The sequence below is a fragment of the Limnothrix sp. CMB-01 genome, assembly GCF_055193175.1.
Genome location: NZ_CM143720.1, coordinates 3,875,825 through 3,892,342, shown reverse-complemented (window position 1 = coordinate 3,892,342; position 16,518 = coordinate 3,875,825). Strand labels below are relative to the sequence as shown.

The 16,518-nt window shown below is 58.4% G+C and carries 14 protein-coding genes and 1 pseudogene; 8 read left to right on the top strand and 7 right to left on the bottom strand.

Translation table 11 applies throughout. The features are described from left to right. Positions 1-173 precede the first annotated feature (173 nt). Positions 174-812, top strand: a complete 639-nt coding sequence (locus tag ACZA91_RS16055) for a hypothetical protein (protein ID WP_190535055.1) — start codon at positions 174-176, stop codon at positions 810-812. Here the strand turns inward: ACZA91_RS16055 and ACZA91_RS16050 are convergent. The 5 genes and pseudogenes from ACZA91_RS16050 to ACZA91_RS16030 all read right to left on the bottom strand — a co-directional run bounded on the left by ACZA91_RS16050 (position 809) and on the right by ACZA91_RS16030 (position 5,888). After that, positions 809-1,252 carry a L,D-transpeptidase gene (locus tag ACZA91_RS16050; protein WP_190529780.1) on the bottom strand — a complete coding sequence of 148 codons (444 nt, stop codon included), beginning with the start codon at positions 1,250-1,252 and terminating at the stop codon, positions 809-811. The two genes, ACZA91_RS16055 and ACZA91_RS16050, sit on opposite strands and share 4 nt — an antisense overlap. A gap of 528 nt (positions 1,253-1,780) precedes the next feature. Next, on the bottom strand, positions 1,781-2,572 hold the full coding sequence (locus ACZA91_RS16045; protein ID WP_347278353.1) for a bifunctional 4-hydroxy-2-oxoglutarate aldolase/2-dehydro-3-deoxy-phosphogluconate aldolase: 792 nt from the start codon (positions 2,570-2,572) through the stop codon (positions 1,781-1,783). A 145-nt stretch (positions 2,573-2,717) separates the two neighbouring features. Continuing rightward, positions 2,718-2,975, bottom strand: a pseudogene (gene minE / locus ACZA91_RS16040) (cell division topological specificity factor MinE); the annotation flags it as partial. 253 nt (positions 2,976-3,228) lie between these two features. After that, on the bottom strand, positions 3,229-4,038 hold the full coding sequence (gene minD / locus ACZA91_RS16035) for a septum site-determining protein MinD (protein ID WP_099533566.1): 810 nt from the start codon (positions 4,036-4,038) through the stop codon (positions 3,229-3,231). A gap of 161 nt (positions 4,039-4,199) precedes the next feature. Next, a complete protein-coding gene (locus ACZA91_RS16030; protein ID WP_463183374.1) occupies positions 4,200-5,888 on the bottom strand; it encodes a septum site-determining protein MinC in 1,689 nt (562 codons plus the stop codon). Between the two features lie 61 nt (positions 5,889-5,949). Between ACZA91_RS16030 and tftA the strand changes: the two genes are divergently transcribed. Continuing rightward, positions 5,950-7,281, top strand: a complete 1,332-nt coding sequence (gene tftA, locus ACZA91_RS16025; protein WP_463183370.1) for a hormogonium tapered terminus morphoprotein TftA — start codon at positions 5,950-5,952, stop codon at positions 7,279-7,281. Between the two features lie 85 nt (positions 7,282-7,366). On the opposite strand, the gene ACZA91_RS16020 is transcribed toward tftA, so the two are convergent. Next, the gene (locus ACZA91_RS16020; protein WP_463183369.1) at positions 7,367-8,044 is read right to left on the bottom strand and encodes a Uma2 family endonuclease; all 678 of its coding nucleotides are present in this window, start codon (positions 8,042-8,044) and stop codon (positions 7,367-7,369) included. A 265-nt stretch (positions 8,045-8,309) separates the two neighbouring features. On the opposite strand from ACZA91_RS16020, the gene lysS reads away from it, so the two are divergent. From lysS to ACZA91_RS15995, 5 genes are all read left to right on the top strand, one after another. Next, a complete protein-coding gene (gene lysS, locus ACZA91_RS16015) occupies positions 8,310-9,923 on the top strand; it encodes a lysine--tRNA ligase (RefSeq protein WP_463183366.1) in 1,614 nt (537 codons plus the stop codon). 88 nt (positions 9,924-10,011) lie between these two features. Beyond that, positions 10,012-11,082: an RsmB/NOP family class I SAM-dependent RNA methyltransferase gene (locus ACZA91_RS16010; RefSeq protein WP_463183363.1), complete on the top strand. Its 1,071-nt coding sequence runs from the start codon at positions 10,012-10,014 to the stop codon at positions 11,080-11,082. Positions 11,083-11,172: 90 nt separating this feature from the next. Then, complete coding sequence (locus tag ACZA91_RS16005; protein ID WP_190355941.1) at positions 11,173-11,922, top strand: hypothetical protein; 750 nt, start codon at positions 11,173-11,175, stop codon at positions 11,920-11,922. 356 nt (positions 11,923-12,278) lie between these two features. Beyond that, positions 12,279-14,351 (top strand): HEAT repeat domain-containing protein, encoded by a 2,073-nt coding sequence (locus ACZA91_RS16000; RefSeq protein WP_463183359.1) that lies wholly within the window; start codon positions 12,279-12,281, stop codon positions 14,349-14,351. A gap of 213 nt (positions 14,352-14,564) precedes the next feature. Beyond that, entirely contained in the window at positions 14,565-15,245 is a 681-nt protein-coding gene (locus tag ACZA91_RS15995) for a DUF1361 domain-containing protein (RefSeq protein ID WP_099532209.1), read from the top strand. A 24-nt stretch (positions 15,246-15,269) separates the two neighbouring features. Here the strand turns inward: ACZA91_RS15995 and ACZA91_RS15990 are convergent, their stop codons facing one another. Further along, positions 15,270-15,545 (bottom strand): YggT family protein, encoded by a 276-nt coding sequence (locus ACZA91_RS15990; protein ID WP_099532210.1) that lies wholly within the window; start codon positions 15,543-15,545, stop codon positions 15,270-15,272. A 326-nt stretch (positions 15,546-15,871) separates the two neighbouring features. On the opposite strand from ACZA91_RS15990, the gene ACZA91_RS15985 reads away from it, so the two are divergent. Beyond that, entirely contained in the window at positions 15,872-16,492 is a 621-nt protein-coding gene (locus ACZA91_RS15985; protein ID WP_463186488.1) for a hypothetical protein, read from the top strand. Positions 16,493-16,518: the final 26 nt, after the last annotated feature.

The window sequence follows — 16,518 nt, the reverse complement described above, 5'->3', positions numbered from 1 at the left end:
GAGCCGTTGGAATCCCGAAGCGCAGAACGATAGGGCAGAACTATTATTGACTATGGCTATCGACTGTGACCCATTGAGTGATCTTCATGGGTTGCAGCCATCGTTGAAGCCAAATATTGGAGCCATTGAGGTTTCCGGCTTCCCAAACGCTCCATCCGTTGATTGGCACCATCATGGCAACCGAAATCGCAATGCAACCGGCCGCTGCGCAACTGCTGGAACAGACGGCGCGATCGATCCAAAATCCCCAGACCGAGCCTGAGCGTCCGCGACCCGCTGCCGTGGTGACCGCGATGAAAACCGTGGAAACCCAAACCCGCCGCGATCGGGTGCAGCTCTCGGAAGGGTCGCTGGTGGGTCGCTGGCGTTTGGGGGTGGTGTCGCCCAAAAAGTCGGCCCAGCGCGATCGGGGGTTTTATTTTCCGGCTTTTGCCCCGGCCTATCTGACCTTTTTGGCCAACGAAGCCACGGGGGCGATCGCCCGAATCAAGAACCGAGTGCAGGTGGGGCCGATTTTTATGGAGTTTTCTGGCCCGGCCCGGTGGGTGGGCCAGCGGAATTTGCTGGCTTTTGATTTTTTGGAACTGGCGATCGGGATTGGCGATCGGGTGGTTTATCGCGGCCCGGTTCGGGGCGAGCGGCCGGCCACAAAGGCCCTAACCCAGGAGCCATTTAACCGCCGGGCGATCGGCTATTTGCCCTTTTTTGCGTTCTGCTGGGCCGGTGAATCGGGGCTGGCGGCTCGGGGGCGCAGTGGCGGCCTGGCCCTGTGGGTACGGGATCCAGAGCCAACCAGCCCCGATCGGCCCTAGCGATGGGCCACCACGGGCGTGCCCACTTCTGCCCAGTTGAAATACCAGCGGGAGGTGGATACCGGGAGATTGGTGCAACCGTGGCTCATGGGTGTGCCGAAGTTGTTGTGCCAGTAGGCTCCATGGATGCCATAGCCCCCGTCGTAATACATCGTGTAGGGCACATTGGGCACGTCATAGCCGGGGCCACGCATCCGGGTTGATCGCAGCTTGGTGTAAATCGTCCAAGTGCCGGGCAGGGTGGGTGTGCGGGCTTTGCCGGTGGAAACCGCATCCGTGCGGACTTGGCGATTTCCTTCCCAGGCGGTTAAGCGTTGGTTGCCGATATCGACTTGGAGCCAACGAACATTATCCAGCCGCTTCAGAATCGCCATCGATGCCTTGGGATTAAAGGGCAGCTCTTTGAAATTCACCAGGCCGGTGCTGGCGGCTTGGGCCATGGCCCGGGTCGATCGCTCCAAAAAGCTCCAGCGTTGATCGGTGATGGCAGCCCAGCGGGGTTGTTGGTCGGGCGTGGGCTGGTTCAAAACGGCCAGGGTTTTGGTCAGTTGTGCCCGCTCCCACTGATCGAAGTAGTAGTGAGCGGCACTGGATTGGGCCCCGGCCCAGGAGGCGGCAAAGGTCACCAGTGCCCCCGCAATCAAAAACTTGGGCCGACGTAACCACTGGGGCGGCCGTTGTCTGAGTTCTCGGGTACGATCGACCACTCGATCGCGGGTGTCATCGAGTTTTGCCAGCAGCCCTGTCATGGAGGTTCCTAAAAAAAATTTGCAAAATCTGCCAAGTCTGCAAAAAATCTGCCAAGTCCGCAGCACAGCGATCGAGCAGGCAGATTGTTTCGCATTTTAACCGGGCAATTTTCGTGGGGCCAATGATTGGGGCCACGAAGTGCTTGAAAGATAATCGGTTTCCCAGTTGATTTTCTGCTGTATCCGGTTAATTGGCCAGACTGTCGCCGGGCGGTTGGTCTAGGGGCGGAGATCTTCGAGCGGCGGGGTCGTCTCTGGAAGACAGTGGGGGGCCACCTGTTCAGCCAAGCGACGGGCCCGATCGCGCACTTGATCCCAACGACCAGCGGCCACGGCTTCCGCTGGAAACAGTTCCCCCGACAGGCCGATCGCGATCGCCCCGGCCGCCAAAAATTCCGCCGCATTGGCCAAAGTGACCCCCCCGGTGGGAATCAGCGGCATGGGCAACACGGGCACGAGTGATCGCACGTAGGCTGCTCCGCCGACCGCCGAAATGGGAAACACCTTAACGCTGCTGGCTCCGGCCCGCCAAGCCTGGGCAATTTCCGTGGGGGTCAAGGCTCCCGGCACGATCGGAATGCCGGCCGCCACCGCCGCCGCGATCGCCCCCGAGTCGCCAAAGGGCGCAAAACCAAATTGGGCCCCCGCCGCCACCGCTTCCCGCACCATGGCCGCATCCAGCAGCGTGCCGGCCCCAATTTGACAGTGGGGCAAGCGATCGCGCAGTTCGGCCACCAATTCCGCCGGCCGAACACTGTTCCAAGTAATTTCAATGAGTCGCAGGCCCCCTTCGGCGGCCGCCTGGGCCATGGCCAGCCCCTGAAGCCAGTTGTGCGATCGAATCACGGCGATCGCGCGATCGTGCCGCAGCCGCTGCACCCAGCGCGATCGCACCGTTGCCAAGGTCGTTGTCTCCCCCTTGTCCAATGGCTCCCCCGATTGGAACTGACTGCCTTCCTGCGGTTTCAGGGGGTCTGCCGCATCGCCATTACCCAACACTGGCTGATTCACCTTGCTAGGGGGTAATTTCCGTGGGCCCATCAAGGGGCAAGGATTCCAAATCGATGATTTCGTCCGTTTCGGAAGGGGCTTCCGGGATCACACTCTCGATCGGGGTTTCCATGGCTGCGGCCGCTTCCTCCGAGGGTTCATTGTCCGGGCGCACCCGCCGAATGGGCACATTGGCAATCAACGCCGTGGTGCGAAGGTCGTTTTCCAGCATGAATTGCAATCCCTCGCTATCAATTTCTACATAGCGAGAAATCACATCCAAAATCTCTTGGCGCATTCGATCGAGCGACTGCGGCGAAAGATCAGTTCGGTCATGGGCTAACAGCAATTGCAACCGCTGTTTCACCACGCTGCGGCTGTCGGGATCGCGGGCAAAAAGTTTATCGAGAAGTTCGCTTAACATGACGCAGATAACGCAGCGCGCTGGATCGAAGGGCGATCTGAGGGAAAAAACGAGTTGTGGGTTGAGGGCTGGTTGCCAACGGAGCCAAAACCGCCCGGTTGCTTGGTTTTGTGCCGGTCATGGGCCCCGGGCGATCGCAACAGCCCTTGCAGTCAAGACACACCACCCAAGGGATGAGACCAGCTTGGCCAAGGTTGAGCCAGCGGTCAGGGAAGCTTCCAGCGGCCGATCGGGAGCGGCTCGCCCATCCAGGCTAACCGCGAGGGCTACCCTTCAGCCAGCGCTTCAGCCGCTTCAGCAAGGAATCGTGGCTGGCGGTGAGATCTAAAAATTCCACGTTTTGACCCTCCAGACGGCGGGCAATGTTACTAAACGCCATCTTGGGCACGGAGACTTGCTCCGACAGCACCAGCGGTTCCCCTCGGTTGGTGGAGGTGATCACCCGTTCATCGTCGGGCAAAATTCCCACCAACGGAATCGCTAAAATTTCGCGCACATCGTCCACGGACATCATGTCGTTGGCTTGCACCATTTGCGGCCGCAGCCGGTTCACCACCAACCGAACGTTTTTGATGCCCTCGGCCTCCAGCAGACCCACCACCCGATCGGCATCGCGCACGGCGGCAATTTCGGGAGTGGTGACGATGATGGCTTCGCGGGCGGCGGCGATCGCGTTGCGAAAGCCCATTTCAATGCCCGCTGGACAGTCCACCAACACATAGTCAAAACTTTTGGCCAGGGTCAAAACCAACGCTTTCATTTGGTCGGGGGTGACCGATTCTTTGGTGCGGTTTTGGGCGGCGGGCATCAGCACCAATCGGGGCTGTCGTTTGTCGCGCACGAGGGCCTGCTCCAGGCGGCACTCACCGGCCAGGTATTCCACGGCGGTGTAGACCACGCGATTTTCCAGACCCAACAACAGGTCTAGGTTACGCAGGCCAAAGTCGGCATCCACTAGCGCCACTTTTCGCCCCAGTTGCGCCAGGGCCATGCCCAAGTTGGCGGTGCAGGTGGTTTTGCCTACGCCACCTTTGCCGGAGGTGATTACGATGATGCGGCTCATGGGATTGCCTGATAGTTGACAACGGCTGAAGGGTCGATCGAGAAGGGTGGATTCAGAACGGCCAAGGGCGGTGCGATCGGGCGGAACCCGAAAAGACACCTCAATTTAGCATGGCGATCAAAGGGCGATTTGACTATCTGTCGGGGGGTGGAGGCAAGCGTTTAGGCGGGTGGTTCCCCCAGGCGCGATCGCACTTCATTTTTGGCAAAGTCGGCGGCCGGTGAGATTCGGATCCCTTTTCCGGAAATGTAAGCCACTTCCGGACAGGGCACATCGAGCTTGGACTCGGGAACCCGGGCCGTGCGGCTGGCAATGCGCACCTGATTGGTCGCCAGGTTCAGGGCCATGATGATGGCGCTTTCGTTGCCATTAATGCCCGCGTGGGCCACGCCACAGAGCCGCCCCCAAACGAGAATGTCGCCCCCGGCCACGATCGCGCTGCCGGGGTTGGCATCGCCGCGAATCACCACCGTGCCCGGATAACGAATTTCCACCCCCGATCGCAAGGTTTTGTCCAAATACAAACAATCGGGCGCAAGGTCGAGGTCAGGATCGGCCGCGATCGGTTCCTGGGTGGGTTCGGGCGGTGTGAACTGAAGGGCATAGCCCATTTCGATCGCCAGGGCTGCGGTGGCGGGATGGTTGGTTTCCACCCGGGTCAGCCGCAATTGCACCTCCTGAAGGGCATCGGCGATCGCCTTCAGTTGCCTGGCTTCCAAGGTGCGATCGATCGCTTGCAGCGTGACGGGCCCGTCGGGTGTCCAGCCCCGCTCCCCCCCATACAGCCGATGCATCAATTGCTGCCACAAATCGGTCCAGGCCAAGCCCCGATCGGGCTGTTCGGCCACAAAGTCCGGCGGCAGCACCAGGCGCACCGGTTGGGTTCGATCGGCGCTTTCTTTGCTTTCTTGGCTGTCTTTGGTGTTGCTGGTTTTAATCTCGGAGGGTTTGGCCTCGGAGAGCGTTTGGGCAGAAGAATTGATCTCGGCAGCCGGGATAGGTTCGATCGCCTCAGGAGCCGCCGCTTCTGGCTGGGATTCGGCTGGGGATTCTGGCGGCGATTCCCGACCCGTCGCGGGTTCTGTCTCCGCAGATTCGAGAGATCCAATAGATCCAGTAGATCCAGTCAATTCAGCCCAGCCCGGAATCCAAAGGCGCACTTGGGGCCCCCGTTCCCCAGTCAGATCCGCCACGGGGCGATCGGCTCCCGTCAGCAATTCTCGCGCCAGCTTGGCCGCTTCTGGCGACAGGGGCGGCAACTCGGCCACAGGAACTTCGCTGCCGGTTTCCGAGCCGGTTTCGGTGGGCGATTCAGCCGGGTCATGCGCAGTTGAAGGCTGTTCGGCCGGCTGCTGGGTGGTTGCGGATGTGGAGGGCAATTTGGCTCCCCGCAAGGGCATCGCCAAGGCCGACACCAAATCATCGGGCAAGTCATCGCCGTGGGCCACCGGCCGATCGGGTAATTCCTCCGGCTCTGGCAAATCTTCTAAGGCTTCCAGGTTTTCTCCTGCAAGGGTTTCTAAACTTTCTAAATTCTCTAAACTTTCTAAATTCTCTAAATTCTCTGATTCTTCAGGATGTGGGTGCTCAGAAAATGCAGCAGCTTCAACCATGATCAGCAAACCGGGCGATCGACCCGACAACGGATCTATGCAGTGTACCGGACGGCCGCCGGCTCCGTTGCTTGCGGCTCCAAAACGGCAAATTTCGAGCGCGGGGTGGACAATCCCAAATTCCAACTCAAATCGCAACTCAAATTGCAACCCAAATCCCAAGTCGGTGACCCCATAGACCTCTTGCGCGAATCCGCCGCGCGATCGCCCTCGGGATGATTCTGAACAGCACCGCATCCTAGTGATTTTTTGGAATCGGGTGATCTAGCATTGGTCGAAGTTCGATCGAGAGTAATTCATGGGGCGGGTTCTCCTTTCAGCGGGCCATGGGGGCTATGAAAACGGGGTTTTGGATCCTGGCATTATGGCGGCAGGAACCACCGAAGCCCGGGAAATGATTTGGCTGCGGGAAGCCACGGCCCAAACCCTGCAACGGCGGGGCATTGAAGTGCTGACGGTTCCCGATGACTTGAGCCTGCAACAGACGATCGCTTGGATCAATGCCCGAGGACGCGCCGGGGATGTGGCCTTGGAAATTCACCTGGATGGTTCCAGCAACCCCGCCACCCGAGGCACGACAGTCTATTTCATTGCGAATAATCAGGTGCGCCAAACCCAGGCAGAAATCCTGTTGCGATCGACCCTGGCGCGGGTTCCCCAACTCCTTTCGCGGGGGGCATTGCCCGACACGGCCACGGGGTTGGGGAATCGGCTGTTTTGTCGTCAACTCACGGTTCCTTCGCTGTTGGTGGAAGTGGGCTTTTTAACCAACGAGACCGATCGCACGATTCTCAAAAATCAAGGTTGGGGCATCGCCACCGGCCTCAGCGATGGCCTGCAACAAATTCTGCTGGAATTCCCCGCCCAGCCCTACAGCAGCATTCAAATCGAGGTGAATAATCAGCGCTATCCCGAGCGGGGCGTGCTGATCAATGGCAATTCCTACATCCCGATCGACCTGGCCGATCGCCTGGGCATCAAAGTGGCCACCAACCCGCAAATCGTCCGAGTGCGCTACCAAAACATCGTTTACTTCAAGGCGATCGACCTGCGGCAATACAACATCTCTGTGGGTTGGAACAGCCAAACCCGCGCCGTCACCCTCCGCACCAACCTCTTGGTTTCCAACACCTTGAAGGGGCAAATTATGGGACTGGGCAGCACCGTTGATGCCCAAATGCTGACCTTTCTGAGGGCCTTTAACCCCAATGCGGGTAGCCAGTTTCCCGATTTACCGCGCCTTTACCGCGAAGAGGCGATCGCCGAGGGGGTCAATTTTGATCTAGCCTTTGCCCAAATGTGCGTGGAAACGGACTTTCTGCAATTTCCGGGCCCCACCAAGTCCAGCCAAAACAACTTTGGGGGGCTGGGGGCCTTAGGGGGCAATCCCGAGGGGGCTTCCTTTGCCAGTGCGCGGCTGGGGGTGCGGGCCCACATCCAACACCTCAAGGCCTACGCCAGCACGGAACCCTTGGCGAATGCGGTGGTGGATCCTCGGTTTAGCTTTGTGCCGCGCGGCGTGGCTCCCACGGTGGCGCTGCTGAGTGGGCGTTGGGAGGCGGATCTGAACTATGGCGATAAGATTTTGTCCCGCACGCGCCAGCTCTACGAGGTGTCTGGGCTGCTGTAGAGGTGATGCTGTAGGGGTGATATTGGCCACAATCTCGATGGCTGCGATCGCTGATGGTGGTTACTCGGGCTGGTAGCTCAGGGTTCTAGGGAGCGATCGCGTCGGGATCCAAACCCAGTTCCCGCAACCGGGCCGCCAGCCGATCGGCCCGCTCCCGTTCCCGATCGGCCCGTTGCCGCTCTTGCAGCAAGGTGGAAAAGGGCCGGCCATCGGGCCCAAACAAGGTGAGAGTTTCTTCATCCAGTTGGCAGCGAATGCCCAGCCGAGGACTGACCCAGTTTTGGGGATTCTCAACGGGTTCCAGATCGCCCCTGTCTCCCCGCGTCAAAATGTTCAATTCATTGCGATCGGGGTCATAGATGTAATATTCCTCAACGCCATAGCGGTTATAAAACATCTGCTTTTTCAGCATTTCCCCAAAGCGATTGCCCGGCGACCAAATTTCAAACACCACTTGAGGGGCGATGTTGTGTTCGCGCCACTGCATATAGGAACCCCGATCTCCCTTGGGAACCCCAAAGACAACCATCACATCGGGCGCTTGGCGAATGGTGTTGCTGCCTTCCAGGGGATACCAAAGCAAATCACCGGCCACAAACACCTGCGGATCGTCACTGAAAATGGTGGCGAGGTTGCTTTGAATAGTTTGGATCCAGTGAAATTGCTTTGTGTTGTCTGCCATCGGCTGGCCGTCACTGTCGGGATATTCGATCGGCTTGGGCTGGACTTTTCCCGGCTCACTGGGGGGAATTTGAGCAACCATCGGTTTTTCCTCAAGATTGCGATTGGTCTCATTATGCCAATGGCCGATCGGCTGGTTTGGACTGGGGGTATTGAAGGGGCGGGGTTAACTGGTTCAACCTGATCAATTTCTAGATAAAGCTTTTTCAGCATCCGTTGATTAACCTTTCGGGGCGATCGCGCGTAAAAGGCCCCAAGTCCCTAAAATGAATAGGCATTTTGCAACCTTGGCATTCTGCACCCATCTTTTTCTGTAACCATTACCTCGTCATCACCGCCCCACCGCCATGAGTTTCTGGGCAGATAAAATCGCCGCCGACGCACAGGGTCCACAGATCGTTAACGATTCCAAAACGCCATCGGGGCGTGTTCACGTTGGCTCCTTACGGGGAGTCGTGATTCACGACACGATCTATCGCGCTCTGAAACAGGCCGGCAAGCCCGTGAAATTCATCTACGGCGTGGATGATTACGACGCGCTGGACACCGTGCCGCGCTATTTGGATCGGGAAAAATTTGAGCGCTATTTGGGCTGGCCCCTCTGCAATGTGCCCTCGCCCGATGAAACTGCGCCGGGCGATCGCGCCAGTGATTACGCCAAATATTTCATGGGCGAATTTCTGGATGTGTTTGAGTATTTGGGTGTGCGGCCCGAGATTTATTACCTGCGGGATTTGTATCGATCGGGCAAGTTGAATCCCGCGATCGATCGCTTCCTCAAAAACGCCCAGTTGGTGCGCGAAGCCTATAAGGAAGTCAGCAAGGCTGATCGGCCCAGCAACTGGTATCCCTTCCAGGTGATTTGCGAACATTGCGGCAAAATCGCCACTACCCAAGTCACCGACTATCAAGACGGTAAGGTGTTCTACACCTGTGATCCCAACGCCACGGACTACACCCAAGGCTGTGGCCATTCCGGTTGGGTTTCGCCCTTCGATGGCAACGGCAAACTGCCCTGGAAAGTCGAGTGGGTGGCCAAGTGGGAATTGCTGGGCGTGACGATCGAACTAGCCGGTAAAGACCACTCCCAAAAGGGCGGCTCCCGCGACGTAGCCAACGCCATTTCTCGCAAGGTTTTGGGTCAACAACCGCCCTTCCATTCGCCCTACGAATTCATTTTGGTCAATGGCACGAAAATGAGTTCTTCCAAGGGCATCGGCTCCAGCGCTCGCGAAATTGCCGATTTGTTGCCACCGCAGTTGTTGCGCTTTTTGATGTTGCGCACGCCGCCCCGCACGGCCATTAACTTTGCGCCCAACTACGAAAGCATTACGCGCGTGTTCCGGGATTACGACAATTTGATCGACAAATATCGTCGGGAAACGATCGCCAATGGGGGCAACCCGCCAGAACTGAATGAAGACTGGATGGCGCTGTTTTATGCCCAGTTGGATGGGGAAATTCAGCCCTACCAACCCTTTGAATTGAGCACGGCAATTTCGCTGTTGCAAGTGCCCCATTTGGATGTGGAAAAGGAAGTGGCCGATCGCGCCGCCGAACCGATGACGGATTACGATTGGCACATTGCTCGCGAACGGATTTCGGCCGCTCAAAAGTGGCTGAATGACTACGCCGACGAAGAAGAAAAGTTGGTGCTTTATCTGGATACGATTCCGGAGCGGGCCAACCAACTTTCGCCGGAACAAATCGGCTACGTGGAAGCTTTGCTGAAGACCTTGGCAACGGTGGAAAGCTGGGACGGCGAATCCCTGCAAACGGCGCTGTTTGCCACAACGCGGGAGCTGGATTTGAAAATGCCGGTGGCCTTTTCGGCGATTTATCTGGCGTTTTTGAACAAGGAACGGGGCCCGAAGGCGGGGCCGCTGCTGTCCTATTTGGATCGGCAACTGGTGCTCGATCGCCTGCAAGCGGTGTTGGATCTGAATCGCGCGGCGGTTTAAGGAACCATTGGAGCACTGATCCGGGCTGTGATCCTGGGGGGCAAGGGGCTTAAGCCCCTTGTCTACTCATCTTTGGGGGCGAGTGGAGATGGGCAAATCGAAGAAACGATCGGCTAAACCAGCGGACTCGGAAGCGATCGCAACGGAGCCGTCGCGCCTGTTGCTGAAGCTAGCCGATCGCCTGTTTGGGGAGCCGGCCGATCGCGCGGCCTTTGTCCAGAGCCTCGGCCAAGCCCAGCGGTTTGCGCCCTGTTTGTTGTGGCTGGCCGATCGCCCCGATCCGTTTCCCTTCGCGGCCCTGCCTCCCTTGGCGATGCAGCCGGCCTGGGTCGATCGGCTAGATTTGACCGCCGACCAACCGGCCAATCGGCGACCCGGCAAGCATCCCCTGCACGAGGCGGGGGTGTTCTATTGTCTGGATTTTTCCTCGGTGTTTGCGGCTTCGGCCCTGCTGGCGATTCCCGATCGGGTCGATCGGCTGGTGGATCTGTGTGCCGCGCCGGGGGGCAAGAGTGTCTTTGCCTGGCGGGCGCTGCAACCGTCGCTGCTGGTGGCCAATGAGGCGATCGGCAAACGGATCGGCATGTTGGTCAGCAACCTGAAGCGCTGCGGCCTCAGCCCGGCGATCACCACCTGCGCCGACCCGGAAACCTTGGCCCAGGCGATTCCCGGCTGGGCGGATTTGGTGATTGTGGATGCGCCCTGCTCGGGTCAATCCCTGCTGGCGAAGGGGGAGAAAAATCCCGGTTGTTTCCATCCCCTGACGATCGGGAAAAATGCCAATCGCCAAAAACGGATTTTAGCCAACGCGGCGGCCCTGGTGGCTCCTGGTGGTTGGCTGGCCTACATGACCTGCACCTACGCGATCGAGGAAAACGAAGGGGCCACCCAATGGCTACTCGATCGTTTTCCCCACCTGGAGCCGTACCCCGTCGCGGCCCTGGAGCCTTGGCGATCGACCCACGGGGCTTTTCCCTGCTATCGGATGTTTCCCCAGGAAGGCTTGGGGGCCGGTTCCTTTGTGGTGTTGCTGCGGGATGAGCGAAATGGGCCAGCCAATCCAGAGCCAGCCAATCCAGGGCGATCGAGCTTATGCGGTGATCACGAAGCCTTGCAGTCCCTAATTCGTTGGCGATCAGACCGATCTAAGCCGATCTAAACCGATCCAATTAGCAGCAGGGCAATCAGCAACGCATAATGGAGGGCGTTTCGGGCCCAAGCCTTTTTGCTGTTTCACTGTCGGCGTTCCATGCTCGATCGCATTCTTCCGTTGTCCGTTCACTGGTTTCGCCCGATCGGGCCGATCCTGCTCAGTTTGGGTCTGGGTAGCCTCTCGATCGGCTGCACCAACCAAGTCACCACCTCCCAGCCCGCTGCCCAACCGGGAGGCATCACACTACCGGACATGGCCCCAGCGGCCCTGTTGCCCAGCCCTTCCGCCACCCCCAACACGATCGCCGGATTACTGAAAACCTGGCCACGCTACCAATCACCCCAGGCCGGCTTTTCCGTGGCGTTTCCCGCCAAGCCCCAGGAAGAAACCAGCCGCGTCCCCACCGAAGTGGGCCCGGCGGAAGTGATTATGCTCCGTTACCAAGACCGACCGGCCAAGCGGTTTTATCTGTTTGCGCACAATCGCTTTCCGGTTCCGGCGGGCACGGGGGTGGATGTGGCCAAGGCTCTGGATGCCAGTCGCGACAGCATCGCCAAGGGCATTTCCGCCAAGGTGGTTTCCGAAAAGCCCTTGCAACAAAGTGGTTTTCAGGGGCGCGATCTGGAATTGTCGCGATCGGGCGGTTTCGCGGCCCGGGTGCGAATTTTCTATGCCAACGGAATTTGGTATCGGGCCATTGTGGCGGCCGAAGACGGCAAACTCAAGGTTCCCCAGGTGCAGGCTTTTTTTGACTCAATTCAACTGATGTCGCCCACGGAGCCACGTAAACCTAATGCAGCGCCCGCCCAAAGCAATCCCAGCCCCACCGGCACACCGCGACCCTAGGGGGATGGAGAGCGAGCACCAATGCCACAAGCACCAATGCCACAATGGAGATATCAACGGAAGTCTCGACAGGAGATGTATTGCTAGACGTATCGATCGCGGCCGCAAGCCAACGTCAGCCAACGGATCGGCAAACGGATCCGCTCCCATGGGTCTAGAAGATGCAAACCTGTTTGGATGGGTGCATTCAGGAAATCAGCAAAGAATCTGAAACTCCTGGCCTACGATTGTCTTGCTTGTGGCATCTCAGGGAATGATGAATAGGAGCCTTGGCCTTTAGGCTCTTGCAAGCGTCTGTTCCAGGCGTTTTCCGCAAGTTTTCTGCAAATTTCGCGCCCCCTTTCGATCGGTTGTTTATGAAGCGAGCTAGTTGGACAGGAGCCAAATCCCGCACCCGCGATCGCGCAGCCCGGGCCATGGCGATCGTGATGTTGGGCAGTTTGGCCACCCCCGGCGGTGGACTGGCGGCCACGGAAACGGTGGCCCAAGCCTTGCTCCAAGTTCAACCGGCCATCAGCGGCCCCAACCGCAGCGCTAGCCAGTCTTCGCCATCCTCCGCATCGATGCCCCTGGCCCAAGCAGCTCCCAATGAATCTCAACCGGCGGATGCTGGGCAAAATTCTGGGCAAAACAATTCGGGCAATCAAGGCAATTCCAACAACGGTTCAAATAATAATTCCGATAGTAATAATTCCAATAGCCAGAATAATCAAAATAATCAGCCTAATAATTCAGGCAATTCAGGCAATACTCAAAACAATAATCAGAATAATAATCAAAACCAACAGAATAAAAAGCCCAAGAAACCCAAAAACGATCAACGGGCATTCCAACGCCGAATTGTGTTGTTGGGGGCGGCGGGAATTGGGGGGCTTGGTTTGTTGGGGGGCTTGGTTTGGTTTGTTCGCCAAGTTCGGAATAATGAGCATTTTGGTTGGGATGAAGCGGATGCGGAGTCAGAGGCGGATTTTGATCCTTTGGCGGATCCAGATGCCGTAGAGGGTTTGGAGGCGATCGACCCTTGGGGTGCTCCGTTGGCTCCGGCGGCGCGATCGACCCGGCCCCGGGATGTGGGCCCCACCCTCGATGCCCACAGTGCGGCAGCCCACAATGGTCAAAATGCCATGGCGCTGGAAACGGCCGCCCCGATCGACTCCAAGCCAGGATCCAAGTCGGAATCCAAGCCAGAGTCAAAACCCCGTCGCCGGTTGTTTCCCTGGCAAAAACCAACCCCGGCAGCCGATTCCGAACTCTCTGGCGACCCTTCAGAGGCGGCGGATCCGGCTCCTGCGGAATCCAAAGCGCCTGAACCGGCCACGCCTGCGCCCTTGCCCAATCCGGCGGCTAATGCGGCTGCGCCGAAAGCCGCACCCAATGCCGCACCCAATGCCGCACCCAACCCGACGGCTCCTTTGCCCAGCCCAACGGCCCTTGCGCCTACTCGGGTGGTGCAACCGAGCCTGATTGAGCGGGCAATTCAAAATCTCCGCAGCGACAACGCGGCCGATCGCCGCAAGGCCATTTGGGAATTGGGACAACGGGGCGACTCTCGGGCCCTGCGTCCCCTGATGGATGTGTTGCTGAATGGGGATTCCAAGCAACGAAGCCTGTCGATCGCGGCTTTAACCTCGATCGGGTCGCGGGTGTTGGAACCCACCCTGGAGGCGATGGCCCTGGCCCTGCGGGATCCGAATCCGGAAGTGCGCACCAATGCGATTCGGGATTTAACGCAGGTTTATGAACAAGTGACTCGCCTCAGCCAAATGATGGGCATGGCGGCCCGCGACCCGGATCAACAGGTGCAACAGACTGCGAGTTGGGCCCTGGGCAAGTTGGAGCAAGTACGGGCGATCGCGGAAACGGTTCAAACCGGCGGCAGCAGTGCGTTTAATGCTTCATCTTTGACGGAATCGCCTCTGATGGCGGGCATTGCGCTGCTGGACAATGACCAACCGGCGGAAGCGGCTCCCCTGCTGGAGGCGGCGATTCGGCAACATCCCAGCGATCCCGATGCCCATTTGGCTCTGGCGAAGGCCCTGGAGGCCCACGGCGCACAGGCTCAGGCCCTGCAAGCGGCGATCGCGGCGAGAGATCTTTACGCCTATCAAGGCCGTGGCGAAGCGGCTAAGGCGATTGAACAGACTTGGCAAGCAAGGGGGCTTGACCCGGATCAGGCGGCCTATCGGGTGGCCTGGGCTGGGGTGCTGATCCAACAGGAACAGTGGGACGAGGCAACGAAGGAACTGGAGCAGGCGATCGCCCATAATCCTCACGACCCGGAGCCACACCTGGTGCTTGCCCGTCTACGTCGATCTCAACACCGTTCTGCTGAGGCGATCGAGCATCTGAAACAGGCCCGAGATCTTTACTTGGCCTTGGGAGACCAACCGGCGGCTGATCGATTACAAACCCTGATTCAGTCTTCTTGATCGGTCTTCCTGAGAGGATTTGGGTCGGGTTTTGCTCGATTGAATTTGCCCGGTTTAGCTTGCCTGGTTGAATCTATCTGATTAAATTTGCCCGGCTTAACTTGCCTGATTGAATTTGCCCGGTTGAATCTGCCTGATGCAATCTGCCTGACTCAATCTGATCCGTTTTTAAACGCTTCTGATCTCACACGCTTCTGATCAAGGCGATCGGCTATGGAACCCCTTCTCAAAACATTGGCGCAGTGGCTGCGGATTACGATCGCACTCTGGGCCGATAACAGCTATTGGATGGCTTGGAATTTATTTTTGGCCATCGTCCCTTTGGGAATTGCCGCTTGGCTCTTTCGACACCGCCCCGCTCGATCGCCCCGATCGCCCCTGTGGTGGGGGCTGGCGATCGTGTTCATTTTGTTCTTACCCAATGCGCCCTATGTCTTGACCGATTTGATTCATTTGGTCAATGACATTCGCTATCGCTACACGTCCCTTTGGGCCACAGTGATGATCGTGATTCCGCAATACGTTCTGTTTGTGGCCGTGGGCTTTGGGGCCTATGTTTGGTCGCTGGTGTGGCTGGATGGATGGCTCCGGGCGATCGGGCGCAGCCGCTGGATTCCGCCCATGGAACAGTTGCTCCATGGCCTGTCGGCGGTGGGGGTGTTTGTGGGTCGGTTTTGGCGCTTTAACAGTTGGGACTTGTTCACCCAGCCCCATACCCTGCTGGAGCGGATGGCCAACGACTTGGCGGCCCATCGTCCGGCCCTGGTGATTGGGTTGATTTGGGGCGTGTTGGCTGGTTTGTATGGGCTGCTGAAACCCTTCGCCATTGGCTATGGTCTCTATCGCCAGCAACAACACCAGCCCGATCGCCCCTCGTCTCCGGGCCAGCTTTGAGCCATTGGTGACCGGGCCCTTTGGCTACAAGGCCATCACAGCGCTGCTGACTAATTGGGACAGCAATTGCAGCGCCAAAATGGCCAGCATGGGCGAAAAATCTAAGCCACCCAGGGGCGGGATGATCGATCGAAACAGGTTCAGGTAAGGATCGGTTAACTGCCCCACCGTGGCAAAGGGCTGGGAGAACCAATCGATGTTCGGAAACCAACTCAGCAGAATCCGAATGAAGATCACCAGCGTATAGATATTGACGAATTGCAGGATGGTGTTGGCCAGCAGGTTGATTGAAGTATCCATGGGCAAGTACCGGAAAAAAATCGCGCCTTCAAAGGCAGCAGCGCAAAAGTGCAACGCACATCATAGTAGGCATCATAGGCGCAAACACCCGTGGCGGGGCGATCGGGATCCTGTCCCGCTGTGAGGAGATAACCGATCGTCTCTCGGAATTGCCCCCAGGAATTACCCCCAAGAATTACCCCCAGGAATTTAGAGGGCCCCCCTTGGCAGTGATCGGGATCCAGCTCTTAAGCTGGGAATAGCCCCTCAAGTTGGCCCCTCGATCGCATCACCGAGGTGGCGGCAGTTGGTGACATGGGGCCCCAAGCGGAAACGCGGAGATATGAATGGACGATTGGAAAGATGATTGGGCCGGGAACTGGGCTAAGAATCTTGAACAGTGGTTGACTCCCATCGCCCGGGATTGGGAGCCGATCGCCCGGGAAGTGGAAGCCACGTTGGATGCAGTGATCACCACCATGGCCGAGTCGGTGGAATCAACCGTGACCCAGGTGGATCAATGGCTGACGGATTCGGCCCGGGAACTGGAGCAAACGGCCCTTGACCTTCAGGAGCAAGTGGAAACCCATTTGGCTGAACAGTGGGGAATTGAGGTCGATCGACTGTGCCAGGAGGTGGACGGGGCGATCGAACAGTGGGCCACCGAGGTGAACGATTGGTTAGCGCCCCTGTGGTCAGACTGGGCGGAAACCGGTTTTCCGGCCAATCCTTTCACCACCGAAGAACCGGAATCGGAGGGCGATCGGGCAGCGTTGGCCCCGCCGACCCTGAACCAATACGATGCGCTTTACGACCAACTCAACCCCAAAGTGCCGCCGGTTGACCGCCATGCCGCCTGTGTGGGCTGTCGTCACTACCATGGCCGGGTCTACAACGGCACGCTGCTGATCTGCGGAATGTATCCCTTTGGTTGGACGGAGGGTGCTTGTCCGGATTGGGAAGCTTAGGTGCAATTCCAGGACTGGGGGCAATC

Bases quoted from the DNA above. Each gene is read 5' to 3' on its own strand.
- ACZA91_RS16055 (WP_190535055.1), top strand. From the start codon at position 174: ATGGCAACCGAAATCGCAATGCAACCGGCCGCTGCGCAACTGCTGGAA.
- ACZA91_RS16050 (WP_190529780.1), bottom strand. From the start codon at position 1,252: ATGGCCCAAGCCGCCAGCACCGGCCTGGTGAATTTCAAAGAGCTGCCC.
- minD (WP_099533566.1), bottom strand. From the start codon at position 4,038: ATGAGCCGCATCATCGTAATCACCTCCGGCAAAGGTGGCGTAGGCAAA.
- ACZA91_RS16030 (WP_463183374.1), bottom strand. From the start codon at position 5,888: ATGCGGTGCTGTTCAGAATCATCCCGAGGGCGATCGCGCGGCGGATTC.
- tftA (WP_463183370.1), top strand. From the start codon at position 5,950: ATGGGGCGGGTTCTCCTTTCAGCGGGCCATGGGGGCTATGAAAACGGG.
- ACZA91_RS16020 (WP_463183369.1), bottom strand. From the start codon at position 8,044: ATGGTTGCTCAAATTCCCCCCAGTGAGCCGGGAAAAGTCCAGCCCAAG.
- lysS (WP_463183366.1), top strand. From the start codon at position 8,310: ATGAGTTTCTGGGCAGATAAAATCGCCGCCGACGCACAGGGTCCACAG.
- ACZA91_RS16010 (WP_463183363.1), top strand. From the start codon at position 10,012: ATGGGCAAATCGAAGAAACGATCGGCTAAACCAGCGGACTCGGAAGCG.
- ACZA91_RS16005 (WP_190355941.1), top strand. From the start codon at position 11,173: ATGCTCGATCGCATTCTTCCGTTGTCCGTTCACTGGTTTCGCCCGATC.
- ACZA91_RS16000 (WP_463183359.1), top strand. From the start codon at position 12,279: ATGAAGCGAGCTAGTTGGACAGGAGCCAAATCCCGCACCCGCGATCGC.
- ACZA91_RS15995 (WP_099532209.1), top strand. From the start codon at position 14,565: ATGGAACCCCTTCTCAAAACATTGGCGCAGTGGCTGCGGATTACGATC.
- ACZA91_RS15990 (WP_099532210.1), bottom strand. From the start codon at position 15,545: ATGGATACTTCAATCAACCTGCTGGCCAACACCATCCTGCAATTCGTC.
- ACZA91_RS15985 (WP_463186488.1), top strand. From the start codon at position 15,872: ATGGACGATTGGAAAGATGATTGGGCCGGGAACTGGGCTAAGAATCTT.